The organism is Psychromarinibacter sediminicola, from assembly GCF_029168335.1.
In the GTDB taxonomy this organism is placed as follows: Bacteria; Pseudomonadota; Alphaproteobacteria; order Rhodobacterales; family Rhodobacteraceae; genus Psychromarinibacter; species Psychromarinibacter sediminicola.
The window spans coordinates 1-17,391 of record NZ_JARGYC010000086.1 but is presented as its reverse complement, the minus strand read 5'-3'; the positions used below and the strand labels follow the sequence as shown (position 1 = coordinate 17,391).

General features: G+C 63.1%; 18 protein-coding genes and 2 pseudogenes. 9 read left to right on the top strand and 11 right to left on the bottom strand.

The window, feature by feature from the left end:
- Window positions 1–138 precede the first annotated feature (138 nt).
- The 3 genes and pseudogenes from P1J78_RS21470 to P1J78_RS21460 all read right to left on the bottom strand — a co-directional run.
- Window positions 139–354, bottom strand: a pseudogene (locus P1J78_RS21470) (IS6 family transposase); the annotation flags it as partial.
- A gap of 154 nt (window positions 355–508) precedes the next feature.
- Window positions 509–1,392: pseudogene (locus P1J78_RS21465) on the bottom strand (IS5 family transposase).
- A gap of 57 nt (window positions 1,393–1,449) precedes the next feature.
- Window positions 1,450–2,250: an IclR family transcriptional regulator gene (locus tag P1J78_RS21460; RefSeq protein WP_275569435.1), complete on the bottom strand. Its 801-nt coding sequence runs from the start codon at window positions 2,248–2,250 to the stop codon at window positions 1,450–1,452.
- A 133-nt stretch (window positions 2,251–2,383) separates the two neighbouring features.
- On the opposite strand from P1J78_RS21460, the gene P1J78_RS21455 reads away from it, so the two are divergent.
- The 9 genes from P1J78_RS21455 (at window position 2,384) to P1J78_RS21415 (ending at window position 10,598) form a co-directional block, all read left to right on the top strand.
- Entirely contained in the window at window positions 2,384–3,055 is a 672-nt protein-coding gene (locus P1J78_RS21455; protein WP_275569434.1) for an amino acid ABC transporter permease, read from the top strand.
- Window positions 3,052–3,702, top strand: a complete 651-nt coding sequence (locus P1J78_RS21450) for an amino acid ABC transporter permease (RefSeq protein WP_275569433.1) — start codon at window positions 3,052–3,054, stop codon at window positions 3,700–3,702. The genes P1J78_RS21455 and P1J78_RS21450 overlap by 4 nt, the downstream gene beginning before the upstream one ends.
- Window positions 3,689–4,420: an amino acid ABC transporter ATP-binding protein gene (locus P1J78_RS21445; protein ID WP_275569432.1), complete on the top strand. Its 732-nt coding sequence runs from the start codon at window positions 3,689–3,691 to the stop codon at window positions 4,418–4,420. Before P1J78_RS21450 ends, P1J78_RS21445 begins: the two co-directional genes overlap by 14 nt.
- Before the next feature lie 24 nt (window positions 4,421–4,444).
- The gene (locus tag P1J78_RS21440) at window positions 4,445–5,230 is read left to right on the top strand and encodes a transporter substrate-binding domain-containing protein (RefSeq protein ID WP_275569431.1); all 786 of its coding nucleotides are present in this window, start codon (window positions 4,445–4,447) and stop codon (window positions 5,228–5,230) included.
- 110 nt (window positions 5,231–5,340) lie between these two features.
- Window positions 5,341–6,366: a succinylglutamate desuccinylase/aspartoacylase family protein gene (locus tag P1J78_RS21435; protein ID WP_275569430.1), complete on the top strand. Its 1,026-nt coding sequence runs from the start codon at window positions 5,341–5,343 to the stop codon at window positions 6,364–6,366.
- A complete protein-coding gene (locus tag P1J78_RS21430) occupies window positions 6,363–7,316 on the top strand; it encodes a threonine ammonia-lyase (protein WP_275569429.1) in 954 nt (317 codons plus the stop codon). Before P1J78_RS21435 ends, P1J78_RS21430 begins: the two co-directional genes overlap by 4 nt.
- A 320-nt stretch (window positions 7,317–7,636) precedes the next feature.
- Window positions 7,637–8,563 carry an acetamidase/formamidase family protein gene (locus P1J78_RS21425; protein WP_275569428.1) on the top strand — a complete coding sequence of 309 codons (927 nt, stop codon included), beginning with the start codon at window positions 7,637–7,639 and terminating at the stop codon, window positions 8,561–8,563.
- 117 nt (window positions 8,564–8,680) lie between these two features.
- Window positions 8,681–9,697, top strand: coding sequence for an SIS domain-containing protein (locus tag P1J78_RS21420; RefSeq protein WP_275569427.1), 1,017 nt, complete (start codon window positions 8,681–8,683; stop codon window positions 9,695–9,697).
- A 4-nt stretch (window positions 9,698–9,701) separates the two neighbouring features.
- Window positions 9,702–10,598 (top strand): carbohydrate kinase family protein, encoded by an 897-nt coding sequence (locus tag P1J78_RS21415; RefSeq protein WP_275569426.1) that lies wholly within the window; start codon window positions 9,702–9,704, stop codon window positions 10,596–10,598.
- 4 nt (window positions 10,599–10,602) lie between these two features.
- Here the strand turns inward: P1J78_RS21415 and P1J78_RS21410 are convergent, their stop codons facing one another.
- The 8 genes from P1J78_RS21410 to P1J78_RS21375 all read right to left on the bottom strand — a co-directional run bounded on the left by P1J78_RS21410 (window position 10,603) and on the right by P1J78_RS21375 (window position 17,301).
- The gene (locus tag P1J78_RS21410; protein WP_275569425.1) at window positions 10,603–11,424 is read right to left on the bottom strand and encodes an IclR family transcriptional regulator; all 822 of its coding nucleotides are present in this window, start codon (window positions 11,422–11,424) and stop codon (window positions 10,603–10,605) included.
- A 32-nt stretch (window positions 11,425–11,456) separates the two neighbouring features.
- Window positions 11,457–11,840 (bottom strand): RidA family protein, encoded by a 384-nt coding sequence (locus P1J78_RS21405; protein WP_275569424.1) that lies wholly within the window; start codon window positions 11,838–11,840, stop codon window positions 11,457–11,459.
- Between the two features lie 21 nt (window positions 11,841–11,861).
- A complete protein-coding gene (locus P1J78_RS21400) occupies window positions 11,862–12,632 on the bottom strand; it encodes an amino acid ABC transporter ATP-binding protein (protein ID WP_275569423.1) in 771 nt (256 codons plus the stop codon).
- Between the two features lie 10 nt (window positions 12,633–12,642).
- On the bottom strand, window positions 12,643–13,305 hold the full coding sequence (locus P1J78_RS21395; RefSeq protein ID WP_275569422.1) for an amino acid ABC transporter permease: 663 nt from the start codon (window positions 13,303–13,305) through the stop codon (window positions 12,643–12,645).
- Window positions 13,306–13,309: 4 nt separating this feature from the next.
- Window positions 13,310–13,972 (bottom strand): amino acid ABC transporter permease, encoded by a 663-nt coding sequence (locus tag P1J78_RS21390; RefSeq protein WP_275569421.1) that lies wholly within the window; start codon window positions 13,970–13,972, stop codon window positions 13,310–13,312.
- A 62-nt stretch (window positions 13,973–14,034) separates the two neighbouring features.
- The gene (locus P1J78_RS21385; protein WP_275569420.1) at window positions 14,035–14,865 is read right to left on the bottom strand and encodes a transporter substrate-binding protein; all 831 of its coding nucleotides are present in this window, start codon (window positions 14,863–14,865) and stop codon (window positions 14,035–14,037) included.
- A 128-nt stretch (window positions 14,866–14,993) separates the two neighbouring features.
- Window positions 14,994–16,139, bottom strand: a complete 1,146-nt coding sequence (locus tag P1J78_RS21380; protein ID WP_275569419.1) for a DegT/DnrJ/EryC1/StrS family aminotransferase — start codon at window positions 16,137–16,139, stop codon at window positions 14,994–14,996.
- A 61-nt stretch (window positions 16,140–16,200) separates the two neighbouring features.
- On the bottom strand, window positions 16,201–17,301 hold the full coding sequence (locus tag P1J78_RS21375) for an alanine racemase (RefSeq protein WP_275569418.1): 1,101 nt from the start codon (window positions 17,299–17,301) through the stop codon (window positions 16,201–16,203).
- Window positions 17,302–17,391: the final 90 nt, after the last annotated feature.

Genomic DNA, 17,391 nt, shown 5'->3' with positions numbered 1-17,391 from the left:
CCTCGACCTCGTCACTCTGGCGGTTCTTCCAACGGCACGGGATTACGAGGAAAAAAAGACCGGTCACGCCGTCGAGCAGGATCGTCCGGACGTCCCGCGCCGCCTGATCAAGCCGCGTCACCCATAATCGGGCATAGCTCCGCCGATCTTGAGGAAGACCTTATCGAGGTGCCATCGATTTGAAGGTCTTGGTCGGCGCTGACGGACCCGCTCGGCGTAGATGCCGCCGAACTTGTGGACCCATCGCCGGACGGTTTCGTAGGACACATCGATGCCGCGTTCGGCGAGCATGTCCTCAACGTCGCGATAGCTCAGCGCAAACCGGAAATAGAGCCAGACGGCATTCTAGATTATCCTCGGCGGAAAGCGATGGCGGGTGTAGGTGAGGGGGAAGCATGAGGAATGTTACCTACCCGCCGTCTTGTTCGCCGGCCGTTTAACGCGACAGTGCCTATTGGCAACTCCAGGGTCTCTCAAATCGGGGTTCGGAAAAGGCTGACAGTCTGAATCAAAATTCATGCTGGGTTTTTCGGGTTCTGACAACGTGTCGGACCATGCGGCGGATCGAGGCGATCAGCAGCCAAGCATCCGAGGAGGCGATCGATGCTTCCCAGTCCTTTGCAAGACGCCGACAGCGACCGAGCCAGGCGAATGTCCGTTCGACGACCCATCGACGGGCGATGACAACGAACCCCTGCGCTGCGTTCGGGCGCTTGACGATCTCGACCTCCGGGCCGCTGGCGCGGGCGAGCGTTTCGCGCAGCTTGTCGCCGGCGTAGCCTCCGTCCATTGCCCGGCAGGCGATTGCGTGCAATCGCCGAGAGGGGCGAAGACATGGCGCAGTGTCGGCCAGCTCTCCGTGGCGAACGCGATAACACCGGGCGCGCCGTCCCGGTCCTGAACGCCGGCGGAATGCGTCATCGCCGCGAGCAGATTTCCCTGCGTATCCGTGACGATATGGCGTTTGCGCCCCTTGATCCTCTTCCCGGCGTCGAAGCCCCTTGGCCCGCCGCTTTCGGTGGTTTTCACAGACTGGCTGTCGATGATGCCAGCCGTCGGCTCTGCCGCGCGGCCAGCCGTGAGCCGGGACGCGCAGGCCAGAGCATCGTTCATCAGATCGAGCGTCCCGCTGTTGCGCAGCATGTAGAAGTAATACTGGACCGTCGTAAACGGCGGGAGGTCCTTGGGCAGCATTGCCCACTGGCACCCCGTCGCCGCCATGTACTGGATCGCGTCCCACACCGCACGCATGTCCGTTCGGCGCGGACGTCCGACCCTGCTTCGCGCAGGCATGAAGGGCGCAATCACCGCCCACTCCTCGTCTGTGCTGTCGGTTGCATAGCGGAGGCCCTCCCGGGCATAGTCTCTGCGGGTGATTTCAGTCCAGGGCATCGTATTCTCCAAGGTGTCGCAACCCCAGAGAATCATAACTGGCTGAAATCACTCAACTTAGTTTTCGGTTGGGCTCTGAGCCGCGTGAAGCGGTGGCCGAAACTCCTCCATGCGCCTGGCTATTTCAGAGCACGCATCAACGAGCTTCCCGCGGGCGAAATCGTAGTCAGGTGTAGTCTTCTTTCGGTTGAGATAAGCGACTATGATGCATGCTATCGCCTCTTCATTTCCGAGAACAATAGGTGCAGCAATGTCGGTGACGCCGATGATATCGCGGCTTTCGTTGATTATCGACCCCTCGCGGCGCAGCAGGTTTAACTCATTCTCGAGCGCAGCCCTGTCAATCTCGGATTGGCACACGGCGATGCTCTCTTCGATCATTCTCTGGCGAACCTCTGGCACCTGATACGCCATCAAAAGGAGGCCGGAGTGAGCGTCGACAAGTGGCCGGCGATAACCAAGCTTGAGGCTGAAGGTCATCTCCGACCCGCCGGAGGCCGCACCGATCACGACCGTCTCCCCGCGGTTGGCGACAACAAGGTGAACGGATTGACGTATCTCGTCAGCGAGACGCTCTATAACTGGGCCAGCGACTGCAATCAGGTCGCGCATCCGTGCGGTCTGCATCCCAAGAGCGAATAATCTGTTGGTAAGCGTAAGGCCCTCACCGTCTGGCGCGCGGGCGATGTAGCCGCGCTGGATCAGGACGTGAACCATTCTAAAGATTTCGTTCTTTGAGCGACCGAGCCGCTCCCCGACCTGTCTCGTGGTGAGCGCTGTGCCCTCTACGGCCAGGAGTTCCAGTATATCGAGCCCCTTTTCCAGCGCCGGGGCAGAATAGCTAGGCTGGTCATTCATGGCGAGATCTCCGTACATCGTTTTATATACGACGCTTGACGTCACATTTGAAGCGGCGTTAACATCCTCAATAATCCTACGAGGTGTCCGGGCGTTTCAATCACCCGGACAAAAGCGGGAGCGCACCGCGATCATGAACTATGACTTCCGGTTTAGTTCTCTCCTGGCGTACCGAGACGAACTCGTCGAAGGCGTTCTTCTGACGTTGCAGCTTTCTGCGGCAACGATCGTGATCGGTCTCGTCATCGGTGTCGTGGTCGCCGCGATGCGAACCGGTGCACCGGGGCCGTTCAAGGCCATCGCAACGGTCTATGTCGAAACGATCCGCAACACCCCTCTACTGGTGCAGCTGTTTATCATCTTCTTCGGATTGCCGAGTCTCGGATTGCGCTTCACCGCCAATGAGGCAGCTCTCCTCGGGCTCTCGGTCAACCTTGGCGCCTACAGCGCAGAGATCATCCGTGCCGGCATCGAGTCGGTCCGAAAAAGCCAGATCGAAGCGGGACACGCGCTCGGGATGAACGGATATCAGGTGTTCCGCTACGTCATTCTATTTCAGGCGCTGAAGTCGATCTACCCCGCGCTAACCAGTCAGTTCATCCTGCTCATGCTGATGTCGAGTATCGTTTCCACGATCGGAGCCAACGAACTCTTCCACCAAGCGTCCTTCATCGATTCGCGCACATTTCGGTCGTTCGAGGTCTATTCGGCGATCACGCTGATATACCTCTGTTTGACGCTGGTGTTCCGTAGCGTCTTCCTGGGCATCTACTGGAGCGTCTTCGTCAGGAGGCCCGCTCGATGATCCGGGAATTCGGCTCCGAGGATATACTGTTCCTGCTGTTGGCAACACGCTGGACGATCCTCCTGACTCTGGCCTCGGCGCTGATCGGAGGGACGATCGCACTGGTCGTCGCCGTACTGCGCATCGTGCCGTTGCGACCGGCCAACTGGCTGGCGATAGGTTATATTAATCTTGTCCAGGGCACACCGGTCCTGGGTCAGCTCTTCATCTTCTTTTTTGGGTTCAGTGTGTTTGGATGGAGCGTTGGGGCTTGGACCGCGGCTGTGACAGCATTCTCCATTTACGCAAGCGCGTATCTTGCGGAGATCTGGCGCGGTGGACTGCAATCCGTGCCGAAAACACAGTGGGAATCCTCTGCGGCGCTTGGGCTCACTTATCTACAGCGGTTACGCTACATCATCGTTCCGCAAGCCGTGCGAATCAATATCCCCCCTACTGTCGGTTTTATCGTTCAGCTCATCAAGAACACTTCGCTCGCCTCGGTGATCGGCTTTGTGGAGCTGAGCCGGGCCGGACAGATGCTGAATAACGCAACCTTCGCGCCGATGTCGATCTACCTGACCGTCGCGGCGATCTATTTCGTCATTTGCTACAGCCTTTCCAACGTGAGTCAGAGACTCGAACGGAGGATCCATGTCGCTCGTTAATCTCGAGGCGGTGCACAAGCGCTTCGGTGAATTCGAGGTTCTGTCGAACATCAACCTGTCTGTCTCAGAAGGGGAGATTGTCGCGATCATCGGACGATCCGGGTCGGGCAAGTCGACACTACTTCGGTGCATTAACGGCCTAGAGCCTGTGCAGCAGGGGCGTATCACGGTGGATGGTACCGAGGTCACGGCCGCCAATGCCGACCTCAACAACCTGAGGCAGAGGGTGGGCATGGTGTTCCAGAGCTATAACCTGTTCCCACATCTATCGGTGGAGCGCAATGTCACTCTCGCGCTAAAGGTCGTTCGCAAGACGCCATACGCCGAAGCCCGCGACATCGCTCATGAGGTAATCACCAAGGTAGGTCTCGCAGACAAGTTCGGCGCATATCCCGACGAACTGTCGGGCGGACAGCAACAGCGCGTCGCCATCGCCCGGTCCCTGGCAATGGGACCGAAAGTGATGCTTTTCGATGAGATCACTTCGGCACTCGACCCCGAACTTGTCGGTGAGGTGCTGCGGGTACTGGAGGCGCTTGCGGCCGACGGAATGACGATGCTGCTCGTCACGCACGAAATGAAATTCGCGAAAACGGTCGGCAACCGAACCGTCTTCATGCACGAGGGCCGCATTCACGAGGAGGGAGACTCACGCGAGACGCTGGAACATCCACGCACTCCGGAGTTGACCGGTTTTCTGGACGCCGTCTTGCACTGACGGTTAACATAGGAGGAGAAGGAAATGATGAAATACTTAACGGCGATTGCCAGCGCTGCGCTGGTCTCTATCGGTATTTCCGCACCGGCAAAAGCCGATCTGAAAGACATCCTCGACGCCGGTACAGTCAGGATTGGCGTGCCGTCGGATGTTCCTCCCTTTGGCTTCCTCGACGAGAACAACGAGCAGATCGGGCTCGACGTCGAGGTCGCCAAAATGATCGCCGAAGGGTTGGGGGTCGAGCTGGAGCTGACAACCGTCACCAGCGCCAACCGGATCTCCTACCTCGCCACCAACCGAATCGATCTCACAATCGCCGCGATGGGCGCTACGCCGCAACGGGCGCTGCAAATCGATTTCTCTTCGCCCTATTCGGCGCTCTCCATCGGCCTGTTTGGTCCGGAGGACTCGGGACTTGAGAGCTTGTCTGATCTCGGCGACCAATCCATCGGGGTCGCCCGCGGGACGACACAGGACATCGAGCTAACGGAGAGGATGCCGGACGCCAACATTCAGCGTTACGACGACGATGCGACGGCCGCGTCCGCCTATCTCTCCGGTCAGGTTGAGCTGTTCGCGACGGCGAACATCATCGCAAATGACCTCTCCAAACGCGATCCCGACAACGCACTCGCGCCGATCGAGATATTCCGCTACTCGCCCACCCATGTTGGCGTTCCAAAGGGAAATCCCGAGCTGCTGCGTTGGGTCGACACCTTCGTGTTCTACAATCTGAACAACGGGAGGCTTTCGGACTTGACGGAGGAATGGCTCGGCCAAAGGCTGCCGGAAAGTTTCCCGAGCATGTGAGGGTCTCTTGGTGCGGCGCCATCGCGCGAGCCGCTTCTTTTGGGAGGCGCCCTATGAGCGGCGCCTCCCCACAATCTCCAACTTCCCCTTTTTTGGCGAGAAGCGCTTACATGTCCCGAAAGTCCACCGCGTTCGTTACCGTTGACTTTGAGAATCCTGGAAAACAGTCCGGTTTCATACATATCCCGCATTCGCCACATGAGGACGCTTGGGGAACAACCCGAATTCCGATCGCAGTTGTTAAGAATGGCGATGGACCGACAGCGATCATACAGGGCGGCAATCACGGCGACGAATACGAGGGACCGATCGTACTGGGCGAGATGGCACGCGAGCTGGATCCGACGCGGGTACAAGGTCGAGTCATTCTCCTACCTGCGATTAACATCGCTGCCGTCGAAGCCGGCCGGCGAACGTCGCCCGTCGACGGTCTCAACATGAACCGCACATTTCCGGGAGATCCTGCGGGCTCAATTACCCAGCAAACCTCCGCATTCGTCAACGATGTCATCTTTCCGCTCGGAGATGCCTTCCTCGATCTCCATTCCGGTGGTTCCTCCCTCGACATCCTACCGAGCGGAATCATCGAGCCGGCGCCCGATCCGGAACACCACAAACGTAATGCTGCCGCCGTTCTCGCCTTCGACGCACCCCTCACTGTTGTTGTCGACAATCTCGGGGAACGTAGGACATCCACGGCGGCCTCGGTCGCAGCAGGGCTCACCACAGTCGGAACCGAAATGGGCGGTGGCGGCACCGTGTCGCTGGAGGCTCTCAAGATCTGCCGCCGCGGAGCGCAGAATGTGTTGAGCCATCTCGGCATCCTGGAGCGAAGCGAGACCCAGCCGGAACGCACAGAGGGCCGCGATCGTCCGGTCCTGACGATACCCGGTCCGCCAGGCTACGTGTTCGCAAGCGCCAATGGGGTCTTCGAAGGATATCATCCGCTCGGAACCGAGGTCCGTGCTGGGCAGGAAGCGGGCCGTGTGCATCACCTCGGAGATCCATTTCGACCTCCGGAGACGCTCCGCTATGGCGCCAATGGCATCCTCTACGGACGGCGTCAGCCTGGACGCGTTGTAACCGGGAATTGCTGCCTCGTCGTGGCCACTCCGTATGAAGGAGAGCTTCCGTGATCGGGATCGATGATATCCGCGCGGCCGAACAGCGGATACGCGACCGCGTCCGTCATACGCCCGTAATCGAGGCGAACCAACTCAAGACGCCCGTCGCAGAAGGTGCCCAACTGATGCTGAAGCTCGAGTTGCTCCAGGTGACGGGTTCCTTTAAGGCGCGCGGAGCGACCAACAAGCTTCTCGCGACGCCGCCGGATGTTCTCGACAAAGGGATCGTGGCTGCATCCGGCGGAAATCATGGCCTTGCGACCGCGCAGGCCGGCTACATGGCCGGAGTGCAGGTCACAATATTTCTGCCGGGGAACGTCTCACCCGAAAAAGTGGAGAAGCTTCACCAATGGGGCGCTGAAACGGTGATCGTCGGGACCGTCTGGGATGACGCGAACGCTGCTGCACTCGAGCGCGTCCGGAAGACAGGTGCTGCCTATTTTCACCCTTTCGCCGATCCGCTGGTGGTCGCGGGCCAGGGAACCGTCGGGCTCGAACTGCTCCACCAATTGCCACAAGTCGATACGGTGATCGTTGCGATCGGCGGTGGGGGCCTCATTTCGGGCGTGGCAACTGCGATCAAGGCTCTGACACCGCACGTGCGGGTCATCGGCGTCGAAGCGGAAGGCTCGCCGACACTGAAAAACTCGTTGAAAGCGGGCGGCGTTATCACGCTTGATCGGGTGACCACGTCCATTCCGACGCTCGCGTGCAGCCGCACTGACGAGCGTATCTACGAGTTGGTCGATCAGCACGTCGACGACATCGTCCTGGTTACAGATACCCAGATGCTCGATGCAGCAGAGTGGCTGTGGTTCGAGATGGGGCTAGCCGCGGATCTCAGTGGTGTCGCTGCAGTGACTGCCTTGCACTGTGGACAGATCAATGCCACCGCCGGCGAAAAAATTTGCGCAGTCGTCTGCGGCGCCGGTCAAGATGGATTAGCAAGCGGGGCGGGGTGACCTGAAAGAGAGGCTGTCAAAGGAACTCGGCTTGAGGCGGGGCAGGGGCATCGGTAGCGTTCGCCACATGACCGAGCCTGCCCATTCAAGTACTTCAAGACGTCGCCGCCTTCTCAGGCCGCATCACCCAAATTCAGCCATAGCTCCATATTGTTCAGCTGCGGTCCCAGCGGCGGGCCGCAATCACCGGTTCAATCTTTGATGACATTTACGTCAACCGACGGCTCAGGTCCGTATTGCTACTAGACACCATAGAAGGCAGACTTCGAAATATTGAGGCAGATCACGGCTTCCGAGGTGGCGCCGAAGGAGAGACCTTCTTGACCGAAACACATCGTTTCACACCATCGGCTTGGTCGAACGTCCTGGCGGATATGGCGCCGGCCATGCACATTTCCAGCGGCGACATCGTCATCACAGAGACCTTGGATGCGGCAGGGACGAATGCGCACGGAGAGCAGACGGCGGACCGACCAAACCCGATGAACGGTCCGATCTACGTTGCCGGTGCGGAGCCCGGTGACGCGCTTCGGGTCGATATTCTGAGGATCGACCCGGCCCGCGAGACGGGCTGGACCCGCGCCGCCCTCTCGGCGAACGTTCTGGAGCCGGAATACGCGCGCAATATTCCGCCCAGGGACCGCTCGGAATGGATCATTGATCGCAAAGCGTCCACAGTTCGGCTTGAAGCTCCGGGTGCCGCGCTGAAGCACCTGATCTTGCCATACGCGCCGATGATCGGATGCTTTGGCGTAGCGCCAGCGGGGGGCGAGGCGATCTCGACTGCAACCAGCGGCCGGAACGGCGGCAACATGGACTACCGCGGTTTCACCATCGGCTGCAGCGTGAGTTTCCCCGTTTCCGTGTCCGGTGCCCTGTTCTTCGTCGGCGATTGCCATGCGGCACAGGGCGATGGCGAGATATCCGGCACCGGGGTGGAGACCTGCTGCGACGTTGAACTGCGTCTGACCGTCGAAAAGCATGGGGGGATCGGCTGGCCGCGCGGCGAACTGGACAATCGCATTTTTACCGTGGGCAATGCACGCCCGCTCGACCAGGCACTCCAGCACGCGACGACCGAAATGGTGGCCTGGCTGAAGTCCGATTACGGGCTGTCCGATTCCGATGCCGCGCATCTGCTCGGCCAGACCGTCCGCTATGAAGTGGGAAACGTCTTCAATCCGGCGTACACGATGATCTGCAGCGTGGAGAAAAAATGGCTTCCGGAAAAGCCAAAGATGGCGTGATCCGGACGTGAGCGGGCCCGGTGCACGGCGTGATCTGAATGGCCCCGTCTTCGGACGGGCGGTCATGCGGAAGGATCTTCTTTGTCTCCTGCCGATCAAGGATATGAGGATCAGAACATGAAGATCGACAATTCGTCAGCGCCCGGGCTTATGGCGATTCGCGAGGAGATGGCGCGGCAGCATGAGGATGCGCTAGAATCGTTTCGCGCCTCGGGAGACATGGCACGGCGGGTCGCGGACGCGGTTCGTGAGAGAGGGCGGCTGCTACTGCTGGGCATGGGCGCCTCGCAGGGGGCGGGGCGTGCGGTGGAGCCGCTTTATCGTGCGCTCGGCATCGACGCGCTGGCGCTGCCGCTTTCAGAACAGCTCTACGCCCCGCTGCCGGTCGTTGGGCGGACCGTCCTGCTGACCTCTCAGTCTGGCGAAAGCGCCGAAGTCTTGCGCTGGCTCGGCGGCAAGCGAACCGCTGGGGATGTATTCGGGCTGACGATGGAGCCAGACTCGGCGCTATCTCGCGCGGTGCCGTGCCTGATCGGCGCCGGGGGGACGGAGACCGCCTTCGCCGCGACGCGCAGCCTGACGGTCACGCTCGCCCTTCACGCTGCTGTGCTGGGGGAGTTGGGGGCCTCGACGGAGGACGTCGCTGATGCGCTTCGCGATCCGCGTGAGGCGGATCTTGGGGCGGTCCTGCAGGCGCTGGAGCAGGTCGATACCATCGTTACCAGTGGCCGACGGCTGCAGGGGCTGGCTGAGGCGGTCGCTCTGGGCCTGACCGAGTTGTCGCGGTTGCCCTGCTTCTCGCTTGAGGGTGGCCAGCTGCGGCACGGACCGTTGGAGATGTTGGGCTCGCGGGTCGGATTGGTGATGTTCCGCGGCGCAGATGCCACCGCCGACCTAGTCGGCCGGCTTGCGGCCGTGACGGCGGAAGCTGGTTCGCCCACAGTCGTATTCGACGCCTCAGGCGGGGCGCCTGTGCCGGGCACGACGTCGGTCACGCTGCCGCCGTCGGCGGACCTGGCGGCACTGTTCCGGATCCTGCCCTTGGCTCAGGAATTCATGGTTGCGTTCGCCGCGCGACGCGTTGCGGATGTCGGCACGCCCGTGCGTTCCAGCAAGGTCACAAGGATCGAGTGACCCGATGAAACCGCTTGCCGTCGTCGGAAACGTAAATGTCGATATGATCCTCGGCCCGGCAGAGCCTTGGCCGGTACCCGGCTCAGAGGTCGTCGTGCAGCACGACGACCTGCGCGTGGGCGGTTCTGCGGCAAACTCGGCGCTGACCTGGCGGGCCCTCGGCGCAGACTACCAGTTTTTCGCCAACACTGGCGCGGATCTATATGGCGTTTGGATGAGGGAGCAGCTGGCGCCCCAGTCGGCCGCATGGCCGGTCACGCGGGGACCGTCGACGGTATCGGTGGGGATCACGCATCCCGATGGCGAGCGGACGTTCTTCACGACGCGGGGCCACTTGGCGGCGCTGCGCTGGGAGGAGGTGCGAGACGGGTTGGATTGGTCCCGGCTTTCGGGCGGGTGGCTGCTGTTGTGCGGGTCGTTCCTGACCACCGCGCTCTCCGCGGAGTACGGTGCGCTATTCGCACATGCCCGTGCCGCGGGCGCGCGCGTGGCCCTGGACACGGGCTGGCCCCCCGAAGGTTGGGAAGGCGCGGCGCGGCGGGATGCGCAGGGCTGGGCGCGGGCGGTGGACTGCCTGCTGGTCAACGAGGCTGAGGCCAGCGCGCTTCAGGGCAATGGGGCCGCGGACGCCGAAGCGCTTGCGTCTTTGCTTGCTCCTGGGGCGATCGCGGTCGTCAAGCGCGGAGTCGATGGCGCCGAGGCGCATGGGCCTGGGGGGGGCTCGCCATGCGCTGCGCCGGCGGTCGAAGTGGTGGACTCGATCGGCGCGGGGGATGTTTTCAACGCGGCCTTTCTGCATGCGCTCGCAGCGGGGGGGTCGGTGGACGAAGCGGTTGCACGCGGAGTGCGCAGCGCCTCAAGGGCCATCTCGACCCATCCGCGGCGCTACGATGTACTCTAGGGGGTTACCTGGCGGCGGCCCGCGCCGGGGCGGCGTCCTCGGTCGCGCTGGATTGCGGCCCGAGTTGGAAGGACAGCTGGTCCGCCCCGCGTTTCAGCGTGTCAAGGTAGTGGTCGTGATTGCGGCGACCGTCCTCTTCGGGGGTGACGAGGCACAGCGTGGCGGCGCAGATGCCCGCGCCGTCGCGCACCGGCACGGCGAAGCAATGGGCGAAACGCTCCACTTCGCTGTTGAAGGTGAAGTGACCGTCCGTCTCGGCCTGCCGGACCTGGCGCAGGAACTCGTCGGGATCCAGCGGCGCGGCGTCGGGTAGCACGAAATCCTCCGGTGGGATGAAATCGCGGATCTCGTCGTCGGTCATGTGCGACACCAGCAGCCGGCCGGAGGCCGTCCAAGGCAGCGGCACCGCCTCGCCGATGGTCGAAGAGATGCGGAAGGGCCGCGCGCTCTCGCGCATGAGCGCGACGGTGTACTTGTTGCCGTCCAGCATGCAGAGCTGCGAGGTCTCCTGGATCTGCGCTGTCACCTCGGTCAGCACGCTTTCCGCCGCCTGGATCAGGTCCAGCTCGTCCATGTAGGCCGCGCCCAGAAAATAGAGCTTTCGGCCTAGGAAGACCCGGCCGTCGGAGCCGCGATACTCGATCACGCCCAGGCGGAGCAGGACGTTTACCAGTTCGTAGACGGAGGAGCGAGGCGCGCCGATAATCTGAGCGATCTCGTTGGGTCGCATCGGCTGGCGCTGCGCACGGAGGAAATCCAGAATCTCGAAAGCGCGGTCCAGTCCGCGCGCCCTGCGGGGTTCCGTCCGTGTTTCCTCAATGCCCATCCTGCCGCCTTTCTTGCCGGGCTTCTCGGAGCTTACTTGCGCTTGTAGGCGATGCAGTCAACTTCGACCTTGCAATCCACCATCATGTACGACTGTACGCAAGCCCGCGCCGGGGGATGCTCGCCGAAGTACTCCTTGAAGACGCCGTTGAAGGACCAGAAGTCGCGCGGATCGTCCAGCCAGACGCCGACGCGCACGATATCCTCAGTGCCATAGCCGGCCTCGGAGAGGATGGCGAGCATGTTTTCGATGGCGCGGCGGCTCTCGAAGATGATCCCACCGCTCACGATCTCTCCGTCCTTCATGGCGACCTGGCCCGAGACGTAGAGCCAGCCGTCCGCCTCGACGGCACGCGCGAAGGGGAGGCCCTGCTTGCCGGCGCCGGTTTCGCCCGCGCCATATCTCTTGATGGACATTGGTATCTTCTCCCTTTGGGGTCAGTTGAACGATGAAGTCTTGAGGAATTCCGCCAGCCGCCGGGTCGACGGGTTGGGGAAAATCTCGCGTGGGTTGCCCATCTCGGCGATGACGCCGTCGTTCATGAAGACGACGATATCCGAGACCTCGTGGGCGAAGCGCATCTCGTGGGTGACGAGGAGCATGCTCATGCCGTCCTCGGCGAGCGAGCGGATCACCTGCAGCACCTCGTTCACCAGCTCTGGGTCCAGCGCCGAGGTGACTTCGTCGAAGAGCATCAGGTGCGGGTTCATGGCGATGGCCCGCGCAATGGCGACGCGCTGCTGCTGGCCGCCGGAGAGCTGGCCAGGGTAGTGGCCCGCCCGCTCGCCTAGCCCGACGCGGTCGAGCCATCGCATGGCGACGGCGCGGGCCTCCTCCTTCGGCAGCTTTTTGACTTTGATCAGGCCCAGCGTGACGTTATCGATCGCCGACATGTGCGGGAACAGGTTGAACTGCTGGAAGGCCATGCCGGTCAGCGCGCGCTGGCGGGCAATCTCCTTCTCCGGCTTACGGCGGCGGTGGCCGCCGGCGGTGGTGTAGCCGATTACTTCGCCCTCGATGCGGATGGTGCCGCCTTCGAACTCCTCGAGCATGTTGATGCAGCGGAGCAGTGTCGTCTTGCCTGAGCCGCTTGAGCCGATGACCGAGACAACGTCGCCCTTGTCCATGGTAAAATCGACGCCCTTTAGCACCTCGGTCTCGCCGAAGCTCTTGTGAAGGTCCTCAATCTCGAGAAGGTGGTCCGGCATCGTTTCCCCGTCAGGACGGCACCGCCGTCTTGCGCTCGACATAGCGGCCGAGATGCTCGATGGCGTAGTTGATAGTGAAGTAGAGCAGCCCCGCGAAGAAGTAGAACTCGAGGCTCATAAAGGTGCGCGAGATCAGTTCCTGCGTGCGCAAGAGCAGTTCGCTGACGCCGATGATCGACAACAGCGTGGAGGCCTTGACCATCTCGGCCGCCGTGTTGACCCAGGCCGGCAGCGCTTGGCGCAGCGCCTGCGGTCCGAGGATATAGGCGAAGGTCTCGCGGAAGGTCAGGCCGATCGCCTTGGCCGCCTCGATCTGCCCCTTCGGGATCGACTGGAGAGCGCCGCGCAGGATTTCGCCCACATGTGAACTGCAGAAAACGGTCAGAGCCAATACACCGGCCTGGAAGGCGGTCAGATCGAGGCCCACGGTGCTGAGCACGTAGTAGCTGGCCAGAACCAGCACCAGCACCGGTGTGCCGCGGATGAAGTCGGTATAGCCCCGCACCAGCCAGCGCAGCGGCCGCGCGCCGTAGGTGAGCGACAGGCCCACGAAGATCCCCAGCAGTGTGCCGAGGATAATCGCCAGCGCCGAGATCGAAACGGTCATGCCCAGCCCCTTGAGGATCGGCATGCGCGCAAGCCACAGCATTTCTCCGAACCGGATCGGGTCCATGGCGTCACCTCGGGACCGTCAGGCGCTGCTCCACCTTCCGCATGATTGCGGCCAAGGCGGTGCAGGTAGCGACGTACATCAGACTCGCGACGATCCAGGTCTCGATGACGCGGAACGTCTCGACGTTGATCTTGCGCGCCTCGAAGGTCAGTTCGGGAACGGCGATGGCGGCCGCGAGGGAGGTGTCCTTGAATAGTGAGATGATGGTGCTGCCCAGCGAGGGCAGGACGTTGCGGATCATCAGCGGCACGATGATCGATGTGCGGATCTGCATCTCGGTCAGGCCGATGGCCAGCCCCGCCTCGCGCAGCCCCGGCGGGATCGCCAGAAGGCCGCCGCGGAAGACCTCGGCCAAGTAGGCGCCGGAGTAGATGGCGAGTGTCAGGATGAAGCTCTCAATCTTGCCCAGCCGGATGCCGAGCTCGGGCAGCGCGAAATAGGTGAAGAGGATTAGCACCAGGATCGGCGTATTGCGGATGATGGTGACGTAAAGGCCGGCGGGCATCCGTGCCATCCGGGACTTCGCCAGCAGTGCGAAGGCCGTCACCAGGCCGATCACGCAACCCAGCAGGATCGCCGCGAAGGCGAGCGCGAGGCCCAGCGCCAGACCCGCGAGCAGCAGGTCGAAGCTGCGCCAGACAGCGTCGAAATTGAGTGTGTAGCCCATGGAGGTTGGTGATCCGCTGTGCGTCGGATACGCGGCGGCAACACCGCCGCGCACCGGTCAGCTTACTTGTATTCGACCGGGAAGCCGATCTGCGGCGGCGGCAGGTCGCGGCCGAACCATTTCTTGAACGAGGCGGCATAGGTGTCGAAGGCCACGCCGGTCATTGCCTCGTGCAGGGCGGTGTCTACGAAGTGCAGCCAGTCCATGTCGCCCCGCGCCACGGCGCATGAATAGGACTGCGGGTTCCAACCGTAGCCGGCATCGACATAGCGGCCCGGGTTCTGCGCCATGTACCAGGCCAAGGAGGACTGGTCGGTCGCCGCCGCGTCCGAGCGGCCTGACTCGAGCGCCTGGTACATCAGGTCGACGGAGTCGTACTGGTCTACCGTCGCCTCCGGCAGCGCCTTGTGCACCATCTCTTCGGCATAGACGTTCTGTAGTACCGAGATAGTCACGTCGGATCCGGCCGCCTTCAGCGCGTCGTAATCGGCATAGTTGCCGCCCGCCTTCATCATCAGGCCCACACCCTCGCGGTAATAGGGGATGGTGAAGGCGACCTGCTGGGCACGCTCACCGGTGACGGTCATGAACTGGCATGTGAGGTCGACCTTGCCGGTGGTCAGGTTGGGAATGCGCGCGTCCGAGGACTGGATGACGTATTCGACCTTGTCCGGATCTCCGAACAGCGCCTCGGCCACGATGTGACCCATGTCGACGTCGAAGCCCTGTAGCTCGTCGCTCATGCTCTTGAAGTGCCAGGGCGGGTTGGTGCTGCCGGTTCCCACGATGAGGTGCCCGCGGGCGAGAACCTCGTCCAGCTTGCTCTCCTGTGCCTGCGCAGACGCGGCCGACAGGAGCGAGCCCGCGGCAAAGGCTGCCGCTACGAGTTTCATCCGAATTTTCATGGTAGATCTCCCCGAAATATATGATGTCTGCTATAGTGGACATGCTTCCCGAATAGCAGACACAATGATCATCCGCTTCGCCGGCGTTGCTGTCAAGCGGCGAACCAGCGCGTCGGTCAGGGGTTTAGTACGTCCAGTAGCGTGGGTAGCTCCCCCGGGCGGATACAAACCGGGTTGACCAGGACGCAGTCGGGGCGGAAAGGGTCGAAGGCGGTGTGCACCGGTGTAGGGTGAGCCGTGAAGCAGTGACGCAGGCGCTCCGCCATCGCCGGATCGGCGCACCGCAGCTCGACGAGCGGAATGCCGTCGGTCCGCTCGGCGCCGTCGATCGAAACCGTGAAACGACCCGCTCCCTCGAGGCCATCGACGATCCGCCGGCAGGTCTTGAGCCAGCGCGCATGGCGGGCCTCGTCGCCCTCGGAGAGAAAATGATCGAGTGCCGCGAGGAGCCCTGCGATTTCATTCTTGCCGACCTTGCAACTCCGCCCGATCCCCTGCCGGGGCAAGCCGCGCAGCCGGGTCCTGTCAATGAAATCGGAAGGTGGTGTCCAATCGGCCCATCGGACGTCCGTATCGAGCACCTGCATCGCCGCCGAGGCGATCAACTCGGCTCTGCCGGCCATGATCCCCGTCCCGGCTGGCCCGCCCAGAACCTTGCCGCCGGAGAAGATCACCAAGTCCGCGCCCTCGCCGACGAAGCGCCGCAGGTTGTCCTGCGGGGGCAACTCGGCGGCCGCGTCCACGATCAACGGCAGGCCGTGCGCGCGGGCGACCTCTGCCACCTCTGCGAGTGAAGGCGCGGCGCGGCGGCTCGCGACATGGAGGATCGCGGCGGTTCGCGGGCCGAAGGCCGCCTCGTATTCCCAAGGCTCCGCCTCACGGATCCCGGCGCCCGACAGAGGCTCGGCCAGCCCCACCTCCACCAACCGCGCCCCGGCGGCGCGGAGCGCATGGTCGTAGCCGTTGCGCTGGCCGCGCGCGACGATGATTTCGTTCGGACCTTCCGTCTCCGGCAATCGGTCCATCCGCCCGACATCCAGCCGCGCGAGCACCGCCGCCGCGGAGAGCAGCAGGCCCCCGGTCGCGCCGGAGGTCACAAGCCCCGCCGCGGCTCCGGTGGCCGCCGCGATGTCGCGGGAGGCATGCGCCTGCACCTCGAACATGTCTGCAGACGCCGCGTCCGCCTCGGCCATCGCCTCGAGGACGCCCGGCGCCAGCGGGGCGCCGGAGAGCCGCGTCAGCGTGCCGGCGGCGTTGATCACAGTCGGGTAGCCGCGCGGCCGGTCCGCCCCATGTTCCCCCACAAACGCTATACCCGCGTCCCTACCAGACCAGTCCGCGCGCATCGACGCGGACGAGGCCCAGCACATGGCCGCCGCGCGCGACGGCGATCTTGTCGAAGAGGTTGCTCACCGGGCAGACGTGGTTGGGCACCACGTCAAGCAGGTCGCCCACCTTGGGCGGCGCCGCGACTCCCGAGATGTCCAGGTAGCCATGCTCCTCGTTCAGTTTGTAGACGCGGGCGTCCGACAGGACGGGCACGCACCCGTGATCGGACAGGCCGTTCAGGTCGCTGGTTAGCGCCTTGGAGCCCGAGTCGAGGATCGCGCGATCGGCGGTCGGCACGCTCACCACCGTGGCGCGGAGCTTCAGGGCGCAGTCTTCCAGCGTGCAGGCGCCGAACTTGATGAGCGCGCGGTCGAAATAGACGTAGGTCCCGGCGCGGTATTCCGTGATCGGCGCCAGCCCCTCGTCGCTCCACATGTCGGGCGAGCCGCCTGAGCTGATCACGGCGGTTTCGAGCCCTGCCGCCGATATGCGTTCGCGTGCCTCGGTCAGGAAGGCCACGGCCGCGCTACGGGTGCCGGGGGCGGGGTAGGTCATCAGACCGCCGTAGCGCAGCCCGTCGGAATTATCGATGATGCGGGCCAGCTCGGCCGCGTCGGAAGGCGACGCGACGCCGTTGCGGTCCGCGCCGGTTTCGCACTCGACCAACACCGCGATGTCGCGTCCGGCATCGCGCCCCGCTTTCCCGAGGCCCTGGACCACCGCCGCGTTGTCGGCGACCACCGAGATGTCGGTGCGCCGGGCCAGCGCCGCGAGGCGCTTGAGTTTTGGCTCGCCGACGACGTTGAAGGTCATCAGCATGTCGGTGATGCCGCCATCGGCCATCACCTCGGCCTCGCCCAGCTTCTGCACCGTGATGCCCTTGGCACCCACGGCGATCTGGAACTTCGCCAGCCCCACCAGCTTGTGGGTCTTGATATGCGGCCGGTTGGCCATCCCCAGCGCGTCGCACCGTTCCTGCCAGCGGCGGATATTCCGGTCGACCACGTCGAGCTCGACCACCGGGACCGGGGTTTCCAACTGCCCCTCCTCGATCGGCTCGATGTCGAGGAAGCTCTGTATGTCGGTATCGGTCATTCGGGGTTGATCCTGAAGTCGTTGCCTTCAGGCAGGAGCTGGCCGCCATCGACGATGATCGTCGTGCCGGTGATGAAGGCTGCCTCGTCC